Origin of the sequence: Treponema putidum (genome assembly GCF_024401155.1) — a bacterium.
Lineage (GTDB): Bacteria > Spirochaetota > Spirochaetia > Treponematales > Treponemataceae > Treponema_B > Treponema_B putidum.
In genome coordinates, this window is sequence record NZ_CP038804.1 from 2,211,839 (window position 1) to 2,229,843 (window position 18,005).

The 18,005-nt window shown below is 36.8% G+C and carries 16 protein-coding genes; 7 read left to right on the plus strand and 9 right to left on the minus strand.

Going from position 1 to position 18,005, the window contains the following annotated elements; genetic code table 11:
- Window positions 1–3: 3 nt before the first annotated feature.
- Window positions 4–3,579 (minus strand): alpha-amylase family glycosyl hydrolase, encoded by a 3,576-nt coding sequence (locus tag E4N74_RS10340; RefSeq protein WP_255817551.1) that lies wholly within the window; start codon window positions 3,577–3,579, stop codon window positions 4–6.
- 221 nt (window positions 3,580–3,800) lie between these two features.
- Here E4N74_RS10340 and fliS point away from each other — a divergent pair, with 221 nt between their 5' ends.
- Both fliS and E4N74_RS10350 read left to right on the plus strand, forming a co-directional pair.
- Window positions 3,801–4,241, plus strand: coding sequence for a flagellar export chaperone FliS (fliS, locus tag E4N74_RS10345; protein ID WP_044977960.1), 441 nt, complete (start codon window positions 3,801–3,803; stop codon window positions 4,239–4,241).
- Between the two features lie 7 nt (window positions 4,242–4,248).
- Window positions 4,249–4,722, plus strand: coding sequence for a hypothetical protein (locus tag E4N74_RS10350; protein WP_044977964.1), 474 nt, complete (start codon window positions 4,249–4,251; stop codon window positions 4,720–4,722).
- Here E4N74_RS10350 and E4N74_RS10355 read toward each other — a convergent pair.
- Genes E4N74_RS10355 through E4N74_RS10365 form a run of 3 tightly spaced genes read right to left on the minus strand, consistent with a single transcriptional unit; the run spans window position 4,719 to window position 7,180 of the window.
- Window positions 4,719–5,633, minus strand: a complete 915-nt coding sequence (locus E4N74_RS10355) for a hypothetical protein (RefSeq protein WP_044977967.1) — start codon at window positions 5,631–5,633, stop codon at window positions 4,719–4,721. The two genes, E4N74_RS10350 and E4N74_RS10355, sit on opposite strands and share 4 nt — an antisense overlap.
- A gap of 22 nt (window positions 5,634–5,655) precedes the next feature.
- On the minus strand, window positions 5,656–6,522 hold the full coding sequence (locus tag E4N74_RS10360; RefSeq protein ID WP_255817558.1) for a nickel/cobalt transporter: 867 nt from the start codon (window positions 6,520–6,522) through the stop codon (window positions 5,656–5,658).
- On the minus strand, window positions 6,485–7,180 hold the full coding sequence (locus E4N74_RS10365) for a DUF1007 family protein (protein WP_044977970.1): 696 nt from the start codon (window positions 7,178–7,180) through the stop codon (window positions 6,485–6,487). The genes E4N74_RS10360 and E4N74_RS10365 overlap by 38 nt, the downstream gene beginning before the upstream one ends.
- Before the next feature lie 102 nt (window positions 7,181–7,282).
- Between E4N74_RS10365 and E4N74_RS10370 the strand changes: the two genes are divergently transcribed.
- Window positions 7,283–7,702: a metal-dependent transcriptional regulator gene (locus E4N74_RS10370; protein WP_255817560.1), complete on the plus strand. Its 420-nt coding sequence runs from the start codon at window positions 7,283–7,285 to the stop codon at window positions 7,700–7,702.
- Window position 7,703: 1 nt separating this feature from the next.
- Here the strand turns inward: E4N74_RS10370 and E4N74_RS10375 are convergent, their stop codons facing one another.
- From E4N74_RS10375 to E4N74_RS10390, 4 genes are read right to left on the minus strand one after another with little or no spacing between them, the layout of a single operon-like run.
- On the minus strand, window positions 7,704–8,618 hold the full coding sequence (locus E4N74_RS10375) for a PSP1 domain-containing protein (protein ID WP_044977973.1): 915 nt from the start codon (window positions 8,616–8,618) through the stop codon (window positions 7,704–7,706).
- Between the two features lie 10 nt (window positions 8,619–8,628).
- Window positions 8,629–9,189: a YaaR family protein gene (locus E4N74_RS10380; RefSeq protein WP_044977974.1), complete on the minus strand. Its 561-nt coding sequence runs from the start codon at window positions 9,187–9,189 to the stop codon at window positions 8,629–8,631.
- Window positions 9,190–9,198: 9 nt separating this feature from the next.
- Window positions 9,199–9,618, minus strand: coding sequence for a bactofilin family protein (locus E4N74_RS10385; RefSeq protein WP_044977981.1), 420 nt, complete (start codon window positions 9,616–9,618; stop codon window positions 9,199–9,201).
- A 2-nt stretch (window positions 9,619–9,620) separates the two neighbouring features.
- Window positions 9,621–10,652, minus strand: coding sequence for a M23 family metallopeptidase (locus E4N74_RS10390; RefSeq protein WP_255805216.1), 1,032 nt, complete (start codon window positions 10,650–10,652; stop codon window positions 9,621–9,623).
- Between the two features lie 244 nt (window positions 10,653–10,896).
- Between E4N74_RS10390 and pheS the strand changes: the two genes are divergently transcribed.
- Window positions 10,897–12,444: a phenylalanine--tRNA ligase subunit alpha gene (pheS, locus tag E4N74_RS10395; protein ID WP_255817562.1), complete on the plus strand. Its 1,548-nt coding sequence runs from the start codon at window positions 10,897–10,899 to the stop codon at window positions 12,442–12,444.
- Window positions 12,445–12,474: 30 nt separating this feature from the next.
- Here pheS and E4N74_RS10400 read toward each other — a convergent pair whose 3' ends face one another.
- The gene (locus tag E4N74_RS10400) at window positions 12,475–13,611 is read right to left on the minus strand and encodes a glycosyltransferase (RefSeq protein ID WP_420832869.1); all 1,137 of its coding nucleotides are present in this window, start codon (window positions 13,609–13,611) and stop codon (window positions 12,475–12,477) included.
- 229 nt (window positions 13,612–13,840) lie between these two features.
- On the opposite strand from E4N74_RS10400, the gene E4N74_RS10405 reads away from it, so the two are divergent.
- The 3 genes from E4N74_RS10405 (at window position 13,841) to E4N74_RS10415 (ending at window position 17,976) form a co-directional block, all read left to right on the plus strand.
- Window positions 13,841–15,466, plus strand: coding sequence for an alpha-glucosidase (locus E4N74_RS10405; protein ID WP_255817574.1), 1,626 nt, complete (start codon window positions 13,841–13,843; stop codon window positions 15,464–15,466).
- A gap of 72 nt (window positions 15,467–15,538) precedes the next feature.
- Complete coding sequence (locus E4N74_RS10410) at window positions 15,539–16,546, plus strand: lipoprotein TP_1001-related protein (protein ID WP_255805220.1); 1,008 nt, start codon at window positions 15,539–15,541, stop codon at window positions 16,544–16,546.
- 188 nt (window positions 16,547–16,734) lie between these two features.
- Complete coding sequence (locus E4N74_RS10415) at window positions 16,735–17,976, plus strand: DUF3798 domain-containing protein (RefSeq protein ID WP_044977995.1); 1,242 nt, start codon at window positions 16,735–16,737, stop codon at window positions 17,974–17,976.
- Window positions 17,977–18,005: the final 29 nt, after the last annotated feature.

Genomic DNA, 18,005 nt, shown 5'->3' on the forward strand with positions numbered 1-18,005 from the left:
TCTTTATAAATCAATAAGGCTTTTTACCTTATATTCGGCAGCCGAAAACATCTTGGTCATATCCGAATAAATACCGGCATAAGAGTTTAAAGATAAAATATTGCATTTATGTACACTATCTTCAGGTCTTTCTTCCCATACAAGTTTAAACAAAATATTTATCAAAGCCAGCCTTTCCGTAGATTCTTTATTAAACCAAAGCTCCCCATTCCACTCGTTCAAACCTAAACAATTTTTAAGTACTTCATCATGTAAACAAAAATCCATAAAGTCCTTAACGCAATCCTTTTTTGAAATCAAATTTTCAAAAAACTTTTTCTCAGTTTCCGCCAAGCAAAATAAGCGGTTTAACAAAAATAAGGTGCTTTTTGAATTTAATTCCGGGACGCCAAAAGAGCAAAGCATTTCGGCAAGAGCAGAATCAAGGCGGCAGGTTTTTATTTTTTCTTTAGGAAAAAATTTAAACAGGGCAGACAATAAAAGGCCTGCCGTATATATGAGTACATCATCTTTTGTGTTAAGAAGCAATGTCTTAAGATCATTTATAAATAAGGTTGTTTCTTCGCTTTTAAGACTTTTATCATTAACATTTCCGTCAATTAAAGGCTCATTTGAACAAAGGCATAAAAAACACTCCATAGAATTTTTTAAACTCAAAGCTTCGGCCTTGTTTTTTTCTTTGAGGCCTTTTAAAGTTTCTTTTTCTTCATCAGAATAAAAGGTCTTAAAAAATATTTCTTCAAAGGCATCAAAGAAATCCGAAAATTTAGGATAAAGTTTCTTCAATATATCTTCAATTGTTTTCTCGTCTTTTTTAGAAGTATCGCAATAATCAGCAATTTGAGGAAAAATTTGTTTAGTGCATAGGTCCTGAACGGTCACGTAGAGAGCCCCGTACTTACATTTATTTATTTCGAATTCAATGTCTTTAAAACCCCGTCCTTCCGCTTTGTGATAGAGTTCCCTATAATAGCCATCATCATCCTTAATCTCATGGATGTTTAAAAATACTTGGCATTGATAACCGTCTAAGGCTGCAAAAAAGCCCTTTTCGGCAAGTTCGGAATTTTTTCTTAAAAAGAATAAGGAAGAACGCTGCTCATAAAACACCGTAAAATAGTACTCTCCCGAATTTAAATTAAGAGCGTTCATAAGATTTTCTTGCCTTAATTCTTTTTCATTTTGTGCATTTTTTACGGCAAAAGCCGCTGAAAGTTTTACCCACCCCGAGGCTCTTTCATAGGCATTATTATAAAATATCAATGAACGCTCTCCGTTAAAATCATTTGACCAAACAAAGACATTTTCGTTTACATTCCCCTCATTCCAAAAATCAAAGAGTCTAAATTTTTCAACGCCCGAAAAAATATGGCGTTTTTTTAAAAGAGGAAATATTTCCTTTTTATGCCTTTCAAGCAGACCGGAGTTTACGGCTTCATCCTTATAAGCTCTTTTATATTCCATCCCGTACTTTTCCGTAAAGCCTTCAAGCTGACCGTGCCCGAACATTGGAAGGCCAGGCATAGCCGACATCATTGTGCAGACGCCGAAGTACTTATCTCCGTCCCCGAATTGGGCTATGGCTGTTTCTTCATCAGGGTTATTCATAAAATTGACATACCGCCTTAATATCTCAGGGTCAAATTCAAGAGTGTTCTTTATGGTTTCCCTGTATTTTGCGTTTTCTTCGTTTTTGAGCATATTCATAAATGCAGAGTTATATACGCGATGCATTCCGAGGGTGCGGACAAAGTAGCCTTCCATCATCCAAAAGGCTTCGGCCAGTAAGAGAGTGTCGGGAGCTTCATTTGCGCAGCGGTCTACAACCTCCCTCCAAAATTCTTCAGGAATTCTTTTTTCAAATTCTTCAATAGAAAGAGCATAGCGGGATCGGCTTGCAATGTCTCCGCCTGAACCGGGAGCCGGGTACCATAGACGACGAATATGTTTTTTAGCAAGCACCATAGCCGCATCGAAGCGTATGATGGGAAAATTCCTTGCAACATGGAGAATTTTTTGGATAACTTTTTCCCTCGCCTCCTTGTTTAAAAAATCTATTTGAGCCGTATCATTCCATGGGAGGCCTGTGCCGTCATTTCCATGATAGATATAGCGTACATCGCCGGAATAGTTATCGGCGCGTTTAAAAACTACGGCACAATCCGTCTTTGAATAATAACCGCTTTCAAGATAAACACCGGTTCTTCCATCCCGGGAAAGGTTTTCAGTATTGTAATTATAGGCGGGAAAAGGAGAGTCTCTTGTTTGTAAAAAAAGATTCGGCTCTTCCATAATCCATTTGGAGTCAAGCCCCGTATGATTGGGAACCATGTCGGCCGCCATTCTAATTCCGAATTTCCAAGCTCTTTCCCTTAAATTAACCAGAGCCGGCCAGCCGCCCAATTCTTCTGCAATTTCATAGTCATAAATACTGTAGGCACTGGCGGCCGCATCAGGATTCCCGCAAATTTCTTTAATACGGCGGCTCGCCTCGGAACGCTGCCAAACTCCGATTAACCAAAGTCCCGTTATTCCCGCATCCGCCAAAAATTTGAGCTCGGCATCAGGAATTTGATCTAAGCGGGTAATCGGTGCAGAATATTTTTTGCTTAATTGATCCAGCCAAACCAAGGTACTCTTTGCTATTAAAACCAAATTGGGCATCCAATTTTTATCGGGAGTAAAAGCCTCATACTCTTTTAACAAATTTTCAAAGGTATAGACCGGAACATCAAAGCCTCCCCCTTGGGGCGGTGTCCATCCGCCCTTTTGTTCTTCCCTTATTAAGTCCTCGGCACCCAAAAGTTTAAGCAAAAGATTTTGAGTAAAGCGGCTCCAGTTTTCTTTTACATAGCTAAGCTGCCCTAAAATACTGTCAGGGCAACGGTTGATAGGTTCTTCCAAAAAAGAAAGAATATCAAGGTCTCCTTGTCCTTTTCCAAGTATGGCCCCTATGGGCTTATTTTTTTTTGACCATTTTTTTACCGTATCCCAAAAAATACCGTATGAATCTATTGTTTTTAAATTTAAATCATTAAATAAAACATCAAATTGTGCATTTGCAGGATTTCTATTTGCAAGGCATAGTAAAATAAACTCTTCAAAGGCGAGCAGTTTGTTGGGTACATTTGATGAGCCGTCAGTTGATTCAAACCATTCATCTAAGGAGAGCTTATCCGTGTAAACATCCTTTGGAGGAAAATCTTTGCAAAACTCTTTTAATAAAAAATCAAGACTATGAAGATTTTTATTTTTAAATTCTTTTTCGATAAATTCATATCCCTTAACAAAAAAATCGGCATCAACATTTTGACGGTAAAGTCTTAAAACATAATGAAGAACTTCATCCAAAATCCCCATCGCATTTAATTCGCCTGCTTTTAAATGAGCTTGTCCTTCTCCAAAAAGGCCTTTATTTACAAGAGAATTAAAATTAAACACAAAATTATGAACTTCGGAAATGTTTTCAAATATAATATTTCCGCATGAAGAAAAGAGAGCCGACTTTAAATTACACTTTTTGCGGATATCGCCGTTAATATGAAATTCCATTTCTTGAAAAAAAGCATTTAAACTCATAGGTTAAGTATAGCATTAAAAAGTTTAAAACGCAAGTTCTCTTTTTGACAGCCTTGAATACACAGGTTTACGGCAAAAGCATAAAAGAAAGTATGTAACTTTTTATATTTTTATCTATTAAGGTTGATAGCAAATTAAATTGAAATAAAGGCTTTTACTAAAGGCCTTATCTTAAATACCGATAAATTTAGGAGACACTTATTTTTATTTTTGGAGGGGATATGAGTTATAATAGTCAGGCAGCAGCAGCCTATAAAGAAACAAGTGTTAAAACGGCAAGTCCGGGCTCTCTTATTCTTATGCTTTATGCAGAGGGAATAAAAGAGATAAATCTTGCAATTTCTAAGATGAATGTGCCTAAAATTCCTGCAAAAGATATCGAACCCATAAACAACCACATCATTAAAGCCCAAGAGATTATTACAGAGCTTATGGCGGCCTTAGATATGGATATTGGGGGAGAAATAGCGGCAAATCTTCTTTCTATTTACTCGTATTTTAACCAGCAGCTTTTAACCGCAAATTTAAAAAAAGACTACAAACCCTTGTTGGATGTAAGCTCGATGATGCAGGAGCTACATGATGCATGGAAGCAGATTACTGTGTCTCAACCTGTGCCTCAAAGGTCTGAGGTTTCCGTAGGTGTAAACATAGCGGGGTAAAAAACTTATGAAGAAAACATTAAGCCGCCAAGAAATCGATCAGAGGGTTGCTGTTCTTAAAAGGTTTAAGACTCTTTTACAAGAACAAAGAAAAAAATTCAGCGACTATCTTGTTGTCCTTGAAACACAGGAGCGAAGCATACATGAAGATAATATAGATGCCTTGGTGCATCACACGGAGTTGGAACAGTCGATAATTGGGGATATTTTTACAATTCAAAAGGTAATAGACCCGATAGAAGAAATGTACCGATTCGGTATGCCCGATAAGGACGACGCCGAGGTTGTAAGGCTTAAATCGGATCTGAGTAAACTTCAATCCCAAGTCATAGACCAAAATAAAAAGAACAGGGAGCTTTTACAATCCCGAATGACTGATTTGAGGCAAGAAATAATATCCATAAAACCGAACTACAGCTATACATCAAAGGCCTTTGCCAAGCAAGAAGCCGTTTCAGGCTTAGTTGATATAAGCATTTAATTTTTATTTTTCAGGTATTCAATATCTTCCCTTATGGTTGCGGCTCTAAAAGAGTTAGGGGCTTTTTTTAAAGCTGCTTCAAGGTATTCTATTATTTTTTTTGCAGGCGTATTCGGTAAAATAGAGTAAAAATATGCAATATTGCATAATACCCCTTGCTCTTCTTCAGAAGTTAGAAGCCCTGTTTCTAAGGTTTTGTTTAATTCTGCTATTATTTCATTGTGTTTTTGTTGTTTAAACAATGGTTCAATGTTTAGCTGCATTCTCGCAAGTATAAAGGAGCCTAATAGTCCGCTTTCATTTGAAGGATCGCTTTTTATGCCTTCTTCAAAAAGATTTCTGTACTTTTCGGAATCGACAAGATAAATTTTATCAAAAAATGCGTTTATAGCCTTTATTTTTTCAGGGCCGTTCGCTTCATTGATGTTTTTTCGTAAATTTTCTACAGCTTTTCCCTTTTCTTTTAGTTTATTCAAATACTCTAAAAATGAAGAAGAGGATGTAATCTGTTCAGGAATTAGATCCGAATGATAAACGTCTCCGTGTTCATTTATCAAACACAGGTATGGAACTTGAGTAATATTATAATCCGAAAAAAGGACATAATTTTTTTCCAGTTGAACCGAATCGGCTGATTCTTCATCCTTTACTATGTCTACATTGTAAAAAATAAAATCCTTATTTATTTTTGAAAATAAGCTGCCGGTAAAAACGTTTTCTAATAAGTTTTTACTTTGCGGATCGGTATCCGAAGCAGTAAAAAGCATTAGCCCATGTTTTTTTGACAGAGCTATATCTTTTTCGATAGCGGATCCGTCCGTTTTCCAGTCTTTTTGTATGCTTGAACAGCTTGTAAGAAACAGCATAGAAAAAATAAACAGGTAAATTTTCATAATATTGATAGATTTCATATTAACTCCTGCAAAATAAATTTTATTTTAGTATTCTAAACAAACTTAGGATAAAAGGCAAGGCTGTTTTTACCGAAATGTAGAGTAAAAAGCTATATCCTCCGATCTGGAGAATTGAGCCGATTAGTCCTACAAGTTTTTCTTTATTTTTTAATTTATAAAAAAGACCTGTCCTTCCGGCCCATGCTAAATATCCTGATGCTATTATCGGGATACTCATCCCTATAGACATAGCTATTACCGAAAAAATTCCTAAGGCTAAAACATCAAGGCTTACAGCTAAGACCAAAACAAGCATTGCCGCCGGACAAGGATAAATACCGCTTAGTAAAATTGCCCCAAGTTTAAGTTTTTTATTCTCAGAATTTTTTTTTGTATTTATATCTTTTAGTGCATCAATTATTCCGCAAAGAGATAGCACTATCAAAATTAAAAAAGAAACTCCCTCCATGTATATCATTGCATCATTTGAACGTGAGAGGATTGCTCCTGAAAGCCCCTTAAAAATAAGCATAAGGACTATTGCGGCACCTCCATGTGCACCTGCCAAAATAAGACCTGTAAAAAGAGGCTCTAAGCTATTTGATTCTTTTGTAATGTAAAACGAAAAGATTACAGTCTTACGGTGTCCCGGCCCTGCTGCATGAACCAAGCCGTATAAGAATGCAATGGCCAATATGGACAATAAAACGTTAAAATTTTTATTTTCTTTCCAATCGTTTATATAATCTCCCAGCTTTTGGTTTAAAATACGCTGACCCCTTAAAATATTTTCCGAAGGTTGTCCTTGATATACAGGCATAGGAGAATTCTTTTTGCCTGTAAAAGGATTTGCAAATAATGAGGTTATATTAACGACAAAAAAAATAATTATCCATCTTTTTTTCATAAGCATTTTCAAACCTAATTCTTACTTCTTTTGGATAATAGGTATTAAGCCCGGGTGCCCATTTATAATATATTCTATTATCGTCCATTGCTCCTAAAGGGTCATAATAAACGGGATAATTTTTATTTTCTATAATCATATATGATGGCTTTACCATAGTTTTGTCATATATGAATTTAACGGCCGCATTTTCAGGATAGGTAATATCGCAAAAAAACGTATAATCATAGCAGGCTAAAAATATTTCCTGCCCCTCAAACCCGCTTAAATCTATAAAAAAGCGGTAACTTAAAATACCCTTATTTTGCCAAACGGAAAAAGAGTCTTTTTCAATATGCTCAGGGGTTACCCGTTTTTCTCCCTGCCTAATGAAGGTAAAATAATAAAAATTTTCAGTGTAGCTAAATGCATTTTCGTAAACATCGGCAGTTTCTTTTGTGCTGAATATTCCGTCGCCATTTAAGTCATAACCGCTTATTACATCTGCACTAAAAAATCTATCAAATGTCCATGTAATATAGGCTCCTTTTATAGCTTTCCTCGAAAAAACTACCTCAAGGGAGCTTGTAAACCACATATGAGGATGAGAAAAGGCCGGAAAGCCTATTAGAAAAATGAATATTATAACCGGTATACTTTTTTTTAATTTTATCAACATAGTTCCGTATCTACAATCCAGTACAAAAATAGAACAAACATTCTTTTGATATGATACAAAAAAGTCCTTGTTTTGTCAAAGGAAATAGTGTATAATATTAGCATGAATAAACGAACGCATGTAGCAGGAACTATTACTTCCTCAAAAGAAGATTATCTTGAACGTATTTATGACTTATCTTTGATTGATGAGCACGTGAGGTCTATTGATGTTGCAAGAGCATTAAACGTTTCGAGGGCAAGTGTTAATAAGTCTCTTGGGGGGCTAAAAGAAGATGGATATATTGAGCAAGAGCCTTATGGAACCATTACTTTAACAAAAAAAGGCAAGGCTATTGCAAAAGATGTCCGTACAAGACACAATGCGCTAAGAGCTTTTTTAACTCAAGTTCTTAAAGTAGATTATGAAATTGCAGATACTGATGCTTGCGAGATGGAACATGCAATAAGTAAGCACACTGCAGATAAACTTTATGCCTATTTAAAAAAGCTGGGTATAACAGAAAAAAATATGGAAAAATAATCTATCTTACCTGCCACTTTCCCCCGATATTGACTATACGTTTTGCAGGGAGAGAAAGGATTCGGCCGTCATCTCCTAAAAGAGAGACCATCCTGTTAAGAAGATTTACTTCGGTAATTTTAAAGATTGTGCCGTCATACGAGAACTTTGCTCCTTCCGGCGGCATCGATCTTCTTGCTTCTGCATACCAATCATATTCGTAAGAGAGACAGCATAATAACCTTCCGCACTGTCCCGATATTTTAGATGAATTCAACGATAGATTTTGCTCTTTCGCCATTTTTATAGAAACAGGCTTGAGTTTATCGGTTACATTATGGCAGCAATAGGGCCTGCCGCAGCAGCCGAGTCCTCCTATAATTCTAGATTCGTCTCTAACACCTATTTGCCTTAACTCAACTCGTATTTTAAAAACGGAAACGAGATCTTTAACCAGCTTTCTAAAATCTATACGGGTGTCGGCACTGAAAAAGAATAATACCTTCGGTTCATCAAGCAAAAAATGACAACCTATAAATTTCATTTCCAAGTTATTTAAGGACACCTTTTCTTTAAAAATCTTGGCAGCTTCTTTTTCTTTTTTATTGTTTTCTTCTAAGATAATCTCTTCTTCAGTATTTATTTTTCGAATAATTTTTACAACCTCGTCAGGATCTGCATTGATGGGAGTTTTGACAAGACCTCCTAATCTTGCTGCATCATTACCATATCGTGTAGGTACAAGAACAAAGTCTCCCGTTTTAAACTCTTGGTGTTCGTCAGCTGTCGCATAAAAGCTTTCTTTTGAGTAATCCAAATTAAGTTCATACAGGGGTTGAGGAAAATCTTTAGGATTTGAGCTCATTTTTACAGGCTTTTGATCCTTATCTTCAAGAGATTCAATATCTTCTATATTTTCATTAATATCATAATCCATTTTTACTCCGCTATGTTGTCAAATTGATTAAAAGGCCTTTTATTTCATCCAGTTTAGCTAAAATTTGTAGTTTTTCAAGTTGATTAAATAAAAGTTCCTGTGTCAGCTTGTCTATTTTTTCATCAATGACTTTTACTATTACATAATTACGCTGTTTTAGAGGATTTAAGCCTCCTGAAGTTACCGCTTTTGCGTCAAGAGAGTGAGAAACGGCAAAACGGACAAATTTTTTAACAGCTTGTTTATATTTGGTAATAGTTTCGGTATTTACATTATCAGCCAGATTTGCCCCGCTTGAATAGACATCGTCTTGTAAAAGAGCCAGAATGTCATCTACGGCCTTTTTTCTTTCTTCAAGATTAAGACCTTCCAGCTTTTTTTCATAATAGAATTCTTCAGATTCTTGAATATTATTATCCAAAATTGTGTCTAAAAAGGATTTTTGCTTTTTTAGCTTGGTATCTTCTGCTTTTCGTGTTTGATTTTTTTGAGTATGCGAATCTTTTGCTATTAAAGGTGCGGCAGTATTAAGAGCGGAAACATAGTTGCTTGTGTCCACAGAGTTTCCCATAATTTAACCTCACCTTGAATGCACAAGAGCAGAAGCCGCAAGGCCCTGTCTGTTTTTATATTCTTTTTCTGCCTTTTCAAATTCATTTTGATTATCTACGGCAAAGCAGTAGCCGTGTAAAAATACATCATCATCAAGGCGTATCTTTTTTGTCAAAACGGAACCTAAAACAAGGCCTGTTGACAATACTACTACGCTTTCCGGGGCTATAACATCGCCCTGAACCATTCCGCCTATGGTTATTGATTTGGCGTGTATGTTGCCCCTGACTCTGGCGTTCTCTGCAATTATAACTCTTCCGGGAGTGTTGATATCTCCGTTTATATCTCCATCTATACGTAAAAAGCCGGGCACACTTAAACTTCCGTTTACGAAGGTTCCCGGGCCTATGATTGTGTTTATGGAAATATCATCAGTAAAATCGGCCATGACTATTTTTTTCTTCCGGTATTTTTTATGTTCAGATATTTCATAGGATCTACAACATCCGAACCTATGTGGACCTCATAGTGCAAATGAGGGCCGGTAGATATGCCTGTATTTCCTATATAACCTATTACTTGACCTTTTTGTACATGCTGCCCTCTTGTAACTCTAAATGAGCTTAGGTGAGCATACCTCGTAAAAAAACCATGCTTATGTTTGATAATAATGTAGTTGCCCCAGCCCGAATCCGTTTCTACTGTAATAACTTGGCCGTCAGCTGTAGCCATAATGGGATCGCCGGAACGGCCTGTTGCAAGGTCTATACCCGTATGAATATACCATTGGCCGGTAAAAGGGTGCCGGTTTTGGCCGAATGCCATCGTGATATGTCCGATACCCCCTTTGATGGGCCAAAGACTGGGAATATCTGAAAATAGGGCTGTTTGAGTGTCCATGAGCTTTGCCATTTCCTGTACAGGCTGAATGGTATCCTGTAAGTAGGCTGAGAATTTTTTTAGCTCATTTACTTCCCTGGCAGTTCCTTGAGCTTGCTCTTGTACGTTAAACAAGAGTGAAAGATCGCTTGAATCATCATTTTCCGCTCCTGTTTCCATAATAGACTGTAAGCCCAATGATGCTAACGTAGAAGAAAGAGTGGATTGAAAATTTTTTGCATTTTTTAAAAAATCATTTGTTTCATTTTTTAAAACATTAAGGCTCGCTTGAGTTTTGCGTGTTTCTTCTTTTAGGTTTGCCAGCTTTTTGGCTGAAGCTATGGATTCGGCTGTAAACCAAAAAAATGAAGCTAAAATACCTAAAAGCAGTACGGATACAAAAATAATCGAAAATATACTTGCCTGAAAATTTACGACCCTTTTTTGAGAGTGCGGAACAACCATTATGGTAAGTTTTTTGCGTCCGCCGTTAATGAACTTCATTACACCCTTAGATACGGCCGCACAGAAAGCTCTAAAAAGCTCATTAAAATACCGTACTAAGTTATTTTCTGCCCTTTTATATGTTCGTGTTTTTGACACTTTAAACCCCTCTTTTGACTATACCATATTAAATAATAACTAAATTAAAATTTCAAAATTATCGGTACTGCCTATATCTTATCGGCGTTTTTAGCTGAATTATTTAGTACACAGCCGACATCCTATTATATAATAAGTAATATTTTTTGTAAAGTCCTAAAATTTATATAAGCTAAATTGTGTACAAAGACTTAAAAATATGGTATAATCCTTTATATTTTATACAAGAAACCTCGGAGTAAATATGGATATAAAAAATATTATAAAAAATCTTCATCCTCTTGAAATTAAGGTGTTAAAAAAATTTAAAAAAGATGAAGACCTTGATACAAAAGCATTGGAGCTGCAATTAGATTATAAAGAAGGACATGCAAATCAGGTGTTTTCATGGCTTAAGATGAAAGAACTTGTTAAAGAAAAAAGCAGAAAAACAAAGATTTTTTTTGAACTTACCGAACTGGGAAAAGATTTTGCGGAAAATGGAATGCCTGAACAACGAATTCTTTCTCTTTTAAAAGAAAAAGGTAAATTACGCCTTCCTGAAATTGCCGAAGCCCTCAATCTTCCCAATAAGGATGTAGGCTCAGCCTTCGGAACCCTTTCAAAAGAAGGGGCCGTTAAAATGGATGAAGAAAAAAGAGCATCTTTCGTTGCAGAGCCTTCTTCCGGCCGCTTAGAATTGCTAAAAAGCTTATTAAAAAAAGGAAAAGAGGCGGCCGATCATCTTCTTTCGGAAGAAAATTTAAATGCCGAAGAATTAAAAATAATAACTACCATTGCAAAAAAACGCGGAGCGGCCGACAGCCCGTATAAAATAGTAGAAAGAGACTCAGTTGTTTACTCTTTTACGGATGAGGTAGAAGCCCTTCAAAGAGAACTTGAAGCGGAGGGTATTACGGGCGACGAAACAGGACAGCTTACTGCCGAGAGCTTAAAAACCGGAAGCTGGAAAAATCAAACATTTAGAAGTTATAATATAAATCTCCCTCCTGCCCGTATAATTTCGGGAAGAACTAACCCCTATTGCGATTTTTTGGAGGGTGTAAAGGATAAACTCGTAGGCTTAGGCTTTGAAGAATTTGACGGCCCGCTCGTAGAAACAGATTTTTGGAATTCGGACGCCCTTTTTATGCCCCAATTCCACGCAGCCCGCGATATTCATGACGTTTACTACATAAAAAATCCTACTCACGCAAAGAGCATTGAAGAACCCTTTTTATCCCGCGTTGCCGAAGTCCACGAGACAGGCGGAAACACAGGAAGCCGAGGCTGGAATTATTCCTTTGACAGGGATTTTACAAAGCGACTCTTACTCAGAAGCCAAGGAACGGTTCTTTCTGCCCATCAGCTGGCAAAGGCTAAAATACCCGGCAAATATTTCGGCATAGCCCGATGTTTCCGGTATGATAAGGTAGATGCTACCCACTTATCGGACTTTTACCAAACCGAAGGCATTGTTTTAGGCAATGAGGTCAATTTAAAAACCCTTTTAGGAATCCTAAAAATGTTCGCCGTCGAAATAGCCGGCGCTACCGAAGTAAAATATGTCGGCGGCTACTTCCCATTCACTGAGCCCTCGATTGAAGTACACATAAAGCATCCCGTTTTAGGCTGGTTCGAGCTTGGCGGTTCAGGCATCTTCCGCCCCGAAGTATCAAAAACAATGGGGGTAGATGTGCCCGTATTGGCTTGGGGAATAGGAATAGACCGAATGGCCCTTATGGCCCTTGGCTTAAACGATTTGAGAGAACTATTCAGCTCGGACATTGAGGGAGTCAGACTGAGGAAGTAAAAAAAAGCAAAACGGTTTTATAGAAATATTTTATGCTATTGATAAGGCACCTTCAGTAGAGTCCTGCATCTCTTTTTCAAACATTAGAATCATTTTTTGCAGACAGGCTTCATGAGCGAATTCTTTTCCATACTCAGCATATTTGATCTCCTGCTTTTTTCTTTCTTCGCTGTTATCCAGCCAATAGTCTATTTTCTCGGCGAGATTATCGGCACTTCCTGCAATAAACAGGCTTCTTTCATCTAAAGCAAATTGCGGTGTTGCGGATTGGACACTATTTGCGATTATGGGAACTAATCCGCAAGAAAAAGCTTCAATACAAGATATAGCCTCGATTTCGGCATCTGCTGTATGTACATATAAATCCGAATAAGAAATGATTTCTATTAATTCATCTTGTGTGCAAAAAGTAAAAATAGGCTTGTTTTTAAGATGTCGTGATAGCTTTTCATATTTTCTTTTTTGTGGACCCTTGCCGGCAAAAATTAACTGTATGTTTTCTGCATGTTTCGACTTACCGGCCGCCTGAATTAAAATTTCTTGTCTTTTTTCTTTTGATAATCTGCCTATCATCAATATTACGAATTTATTTTCAAACTCTTTAGGTTTATCAGTTTTCTTATATGTAAAATGGTCTGCAACTCCATTGGATATAACATGAGTTTCAGCAGTATAACCGTGTTCTTTTAACTGATTTGCAATAAAAACACTTGGACAGTGAATATGCCTAAAGTACTTATAAAAGGTATTTTTCATAAGATGGTATAAAAAATCATTTACAAGTTTTGATTTGCCTAGCCCGACAGAATAAGTAATATTCTGAGGTTGTACATGAAATGCAGCAGTATGAGGTTTATTGAGCTTTTGGGCAATCTTTAATCCTTTTACAGAAAGGAAAAAAGGCATAACAAAATGAACTAAATCAGCCCATTCTATAGCTTCATACAGTGCATCCTCATCAGGCATAGCAAACATCATACCTTGACTTTTTATGATTTTATCAACAATGGGAAATTTTAACTCATTGACTGTAAATTTATTATCCTCTGCCTTACCGGTGCTTATTACTCTTACATTACAGCCCATATTAATTAGACCTCTGACCAGACGCCGAGCAGTAATTGTAGTTCCATTATTTTCAGAATCGTATTGATCTAAAACAACCAGTAGTTTATAGTCAAATTTTCGGGGGGGAGGGGGGGGTAGTATATATATTTTTTATATCCATGTCTATAGCCTCTAAAAATCAGTATAAATATTTATAATAAAAAAATGATTGTGTCAATACCTTAATTAAAGATGTGTATCTTTTTGAAATATATACCCCTTAAATATAGACAAATAATAAAAAACAATTAGAATATAAGTTAGATAAAATTTATTTAGGAGAAGATGTATGGAATGGTGGAATAAAAGGGTTTTTTATCAAATATATCCCAGAAGCTTTTGTGATGCAAACAATGACGGGATGGGGGATATTCAGGGTATTATCTCAAAATTGCCTTATTTAAAGGAACTGGGCATAGGGGCAATTTGGATTTCTCCCGTAACGGCTTCCTCCGATTATGATAACGGCTATGATGTTTCCGATTATTGTGATATAAACCCCAAATTCGGCACCATGGATGACTTTAAGGCTCTATTAAAAGAAGCGGATAAACTGGATATAAAGATTGTGATGGACTTGGTTATAAACCATACAAGCGATCAGCACAGGTGGTTTATCGAATCAAAAAATCCCGAATCGCCCTACCATAATTATTATGTTTGGAAAGAACCTAGGCTTGTAAAGGGTAAAAAGCTGCCTCCCAATAACTGGGACAGTCTTTTTTTAGGTTCTGCATGGAAGTATTGCGAAGAAAACGGACTCTATTATCTTCACCTTTTTACCGAAAATCAGCCCGATCTAAACTATAACAATCCCGCGGTTATTGAAGAAGTAAAGAAAATATTGAAATTTTGGCTGGATATGGGTGTTGCAGGCTTCCGCTGCGATGTTATAAACTGCATTTATAAAACTTCTTATGAGGATGCAAAAAAAAGAAGGATTAAAACAGGCAAAGAGTTTTATCTTTCTCAAAAGGGCTGCCACGATATTCTAAAAGAATTAAATAGAGATGTTTTAAAACCGTATAATGCCTTTACTGTGGGAGAAACTATGGATGTTTCTTTAGAAGAAGCTAAAGATTTTATTCAGGATGAATTGACTCTTGTTTTTCCTTTTGAACATCACACGGGGGTAGACTGCTGGTTTCAAATTCCGGTTTTAAAACGGAAATATAAACCTTTCCGGATGATTAAAATTTTAAAAAAATGGCAGACTAAAATGCCTTGGACTCCCCTCTTTTTTGAAAATCACGATCAGGCACGTTCGGTTTCAAGGTTTGGGGATGAAGAAAAATACTACAAAGAAAGCGTAAAGATGCTGGCAACGGTTCTTTTAACCCAGAAAGGGACACCTTTTATTTATCAAGGCGAGGAAATAGGGCTTACCAATACCGGCTTTAAGAGCATGGATGAAATTGATGATATAGCCACAAAGAATATTTATGACACACTCCGCCGTCTTAAATTCGGTAAAAAACGGGCTTTTAAAATGACTATGAACTACGCCCGGGATCATGCGAGAACTCCCATGCCATGGGATGATTCCGAAAATGGAGGCTTTTGTACCGTAAAGCCTTGGCTGCGTTTGAACGAAAGGTATAAAGAGATAAATGTAAAAAAGAACCTATCCGAGCCTGATTCTTGCTTTAATTATTACAAAAGGCTTATAGCCTTAAGAAATAAGGAAGAAGCCTTGCAAACAGGCGATATAGAATTTGTCGATTTAGGAAAAGATATCTTTGCATATTACCGCAAAAAAGACGATAAAACTTTTTTTATTCTTTCTAATATGTCAGGCAAGGCACAGAAAATAAAAGAAGAGGTTAGAGGTCTCCCGATTCTATTTAATTATAGAAACTTTAATCCTCAACAGAAGATTTTACGTCCCTTTGAGTCTGTAATTACAAGAATTTAAAAAGAATTAAAAAAAAATTAAAATTTTACTATAAAAATTAAAAAAACCATATAAATAGGTAGGAGGTCTTTTATGAAAAAAAGATTTTTTTTACCTATTTTGTTGGTTTTGAGTTTATTTGCTTCTTGCAGCGGAATGATTGAACAGCCCGGATTTGTTTCAATTTTTTCAGGCCATGATGGAAGTATTACGCTCAAAAATATTGCACAGTCCCAAAATAACGAAATAACCCTTGGATTTGAAGGTCTTGTAAAAAATATACAAGTCTATGCCTTACGTGAAAACGCAATCGAAGAAATAGCTTGTACTGTTCAAGAACTTAATACGGAAGAAAATACTACAATTAAAGCGGCAGCTTCAGCAAATGACGAAATTTCTATCTTTAAAATTACACCTCTTTCCTCTTTTGGAATAGGTGAGGCTTTTAAGATTTGCGGAAAGGTAAAGGCCGGCTTAAATGAAGTTCTTGATTTTGAGCTTCCTTTTAAGGGCTCAAACAATAATCCGGCCGAGCTCTCATTTTCTTCCCTAAAGGTAGGTTCTGCATCTAAACCCGGTTTTATAAAATTCAGCGTAAAAAAGAGCGGAAACTTATTTGGAATAAATCTTGTAAATGCGGGGAACTCAAAAGAGCCTGACTATGTTTTTCCTGCTTTTGAGGTTAAAGAAGGAAATACAATCGTGTTCTATTGGTTTTTGCCTCTTGACGGTTCGGAACCTGAGGATGGAGTTTTAGTTTCCGCAGCGGATTGTGATGCCCTCGTCCAGGGAGAAAAGGCTTTTTGTTTTTGGGGTAAATTGCAAAAGTTTCAGCCGAAAAAGACAAATGCTATTATTATCAAGACAGGTCAAGACGGCACCTTACAGGATGCAGTCTTGTTTAGGAATCCTAATGATGAAACTTGGGGAAAAGAAGAAGTTGAACAAGCGGCTTTGGAAGCTGCCGAAGCCGGACTATGGAATCCTGACGGGGATATTTTAAATGCCGTACAAGTCAAGATGACGCCGACAAAGCTGATTAAACGAATTTCACAGGAAACAATAAATCATGATGCAGGAGACTGGGTTTTGCCAAAATAAATTTAAAAAAAAATTACAAAAAATTTACAAGAAAACTTGACGGTTGAATACATGTGTGGTACACTTTTAGTCTGTAGTTTATTAGTGCCTGTCTTGACCTTAAGATACTTTCTTAATTAAGCAATAGATACACAAAAAACTGCAAAGTTTTAAACTTTTATAGTTTTCTTAAAAATGGAGGTTCATTTATGAAAAAGAAAACGTTGGCACTCGGTGTCTTATTGACTGCCTTATTTGTTTTTGTTGCCGGTTGTAACAAAGATACCGAAAATCAAGGAACTGCAAAAGCAGACAAAAAGGGTCCGGCATATCATATTGGAATTATGACCGGAACAGTATCTCAATCCGAAGACGATTTGCGCGGTGCTGAAGAGCTTATCCGGCTTTACGGTTCTGTAAAAGACGGCGGAATGATTCAGCACATAACCTATCCTGATGATTTTATGTCTCAACAGGAGACAACAATCTCTCAGATTGTAGCTCTTTCGGATGATCCTAAAATGAAGGCTATCATTGTAAATCAGGCAATACCCGGAACAGCAGAGGCTTTTAAGCGCGTAAAAGAAAAGAGACCCGATATTCTTTGCTTCGCAGGCGAAGCGCATGAAGACCCGCTTGTAATTGACGCCGCCGCCGATATGGTTGGATCTCAAGACTTTATTTCGAGAGGATATACAATCGCCTGGGCTGCAAAACAAATAGGAGCAAAACATTTTGTACATATTTCTTTCCCCAGACACATGTCATATCAGACCTTAGGTCTACGCCGTCAACTTCTTGAAATTGCTTGTAAAGATTTAGGCATGGAGTTCCATTTTGAAACTGCTCCTGATCCCACAAGCGATGTCGGAACAGCCGGTGCTCAACAATTCATTCTTGAAAAAGTTCCTCAGTGGATTGAAAAATACGGAAAAGAAACCTGTTTTTTCTGTACAAATGATGCTCATACGGAACCATTGTTAAAGCAGCTTTTTGCTTACGGCGGTATGTTTATTGAAGCAGACCTGCCTTCTCCTTTAATGGGCTATCCCGGCGCTTTAGGTATTGATTTATCGGCAGAGCAGGGAGACTTCCAGAAAATATTGAAAAAAGTTGAAGACACTGTTATTGAAAAAGGCGGAAAAGGAAGATTTGGAACTTGGGCCTATTCTTTAGGTTTTACCGTTTCTGCAGGTTTGGGCGAATATGCCAGACGTGTTATTGACGGAGAGGCTCAATTACATAATATGAAGGATTTGTCGGAAGCATTTAATAAATTTACACCGGGAGCAAAATGGAAGAGTACTTCTTATGTTGATGCAAGCACAGGCGTACGATCAAAAAATCATGCTTTGATGTTTATGGATACATATGTTTTCGGCCAAGGTTATCTGCCGTCTACGGCACAGGAAATTCCGGATAAATATTATACCACAAAATTCTCCAACTAAATTGAGAACGAATTGTCGGCTAATTTATT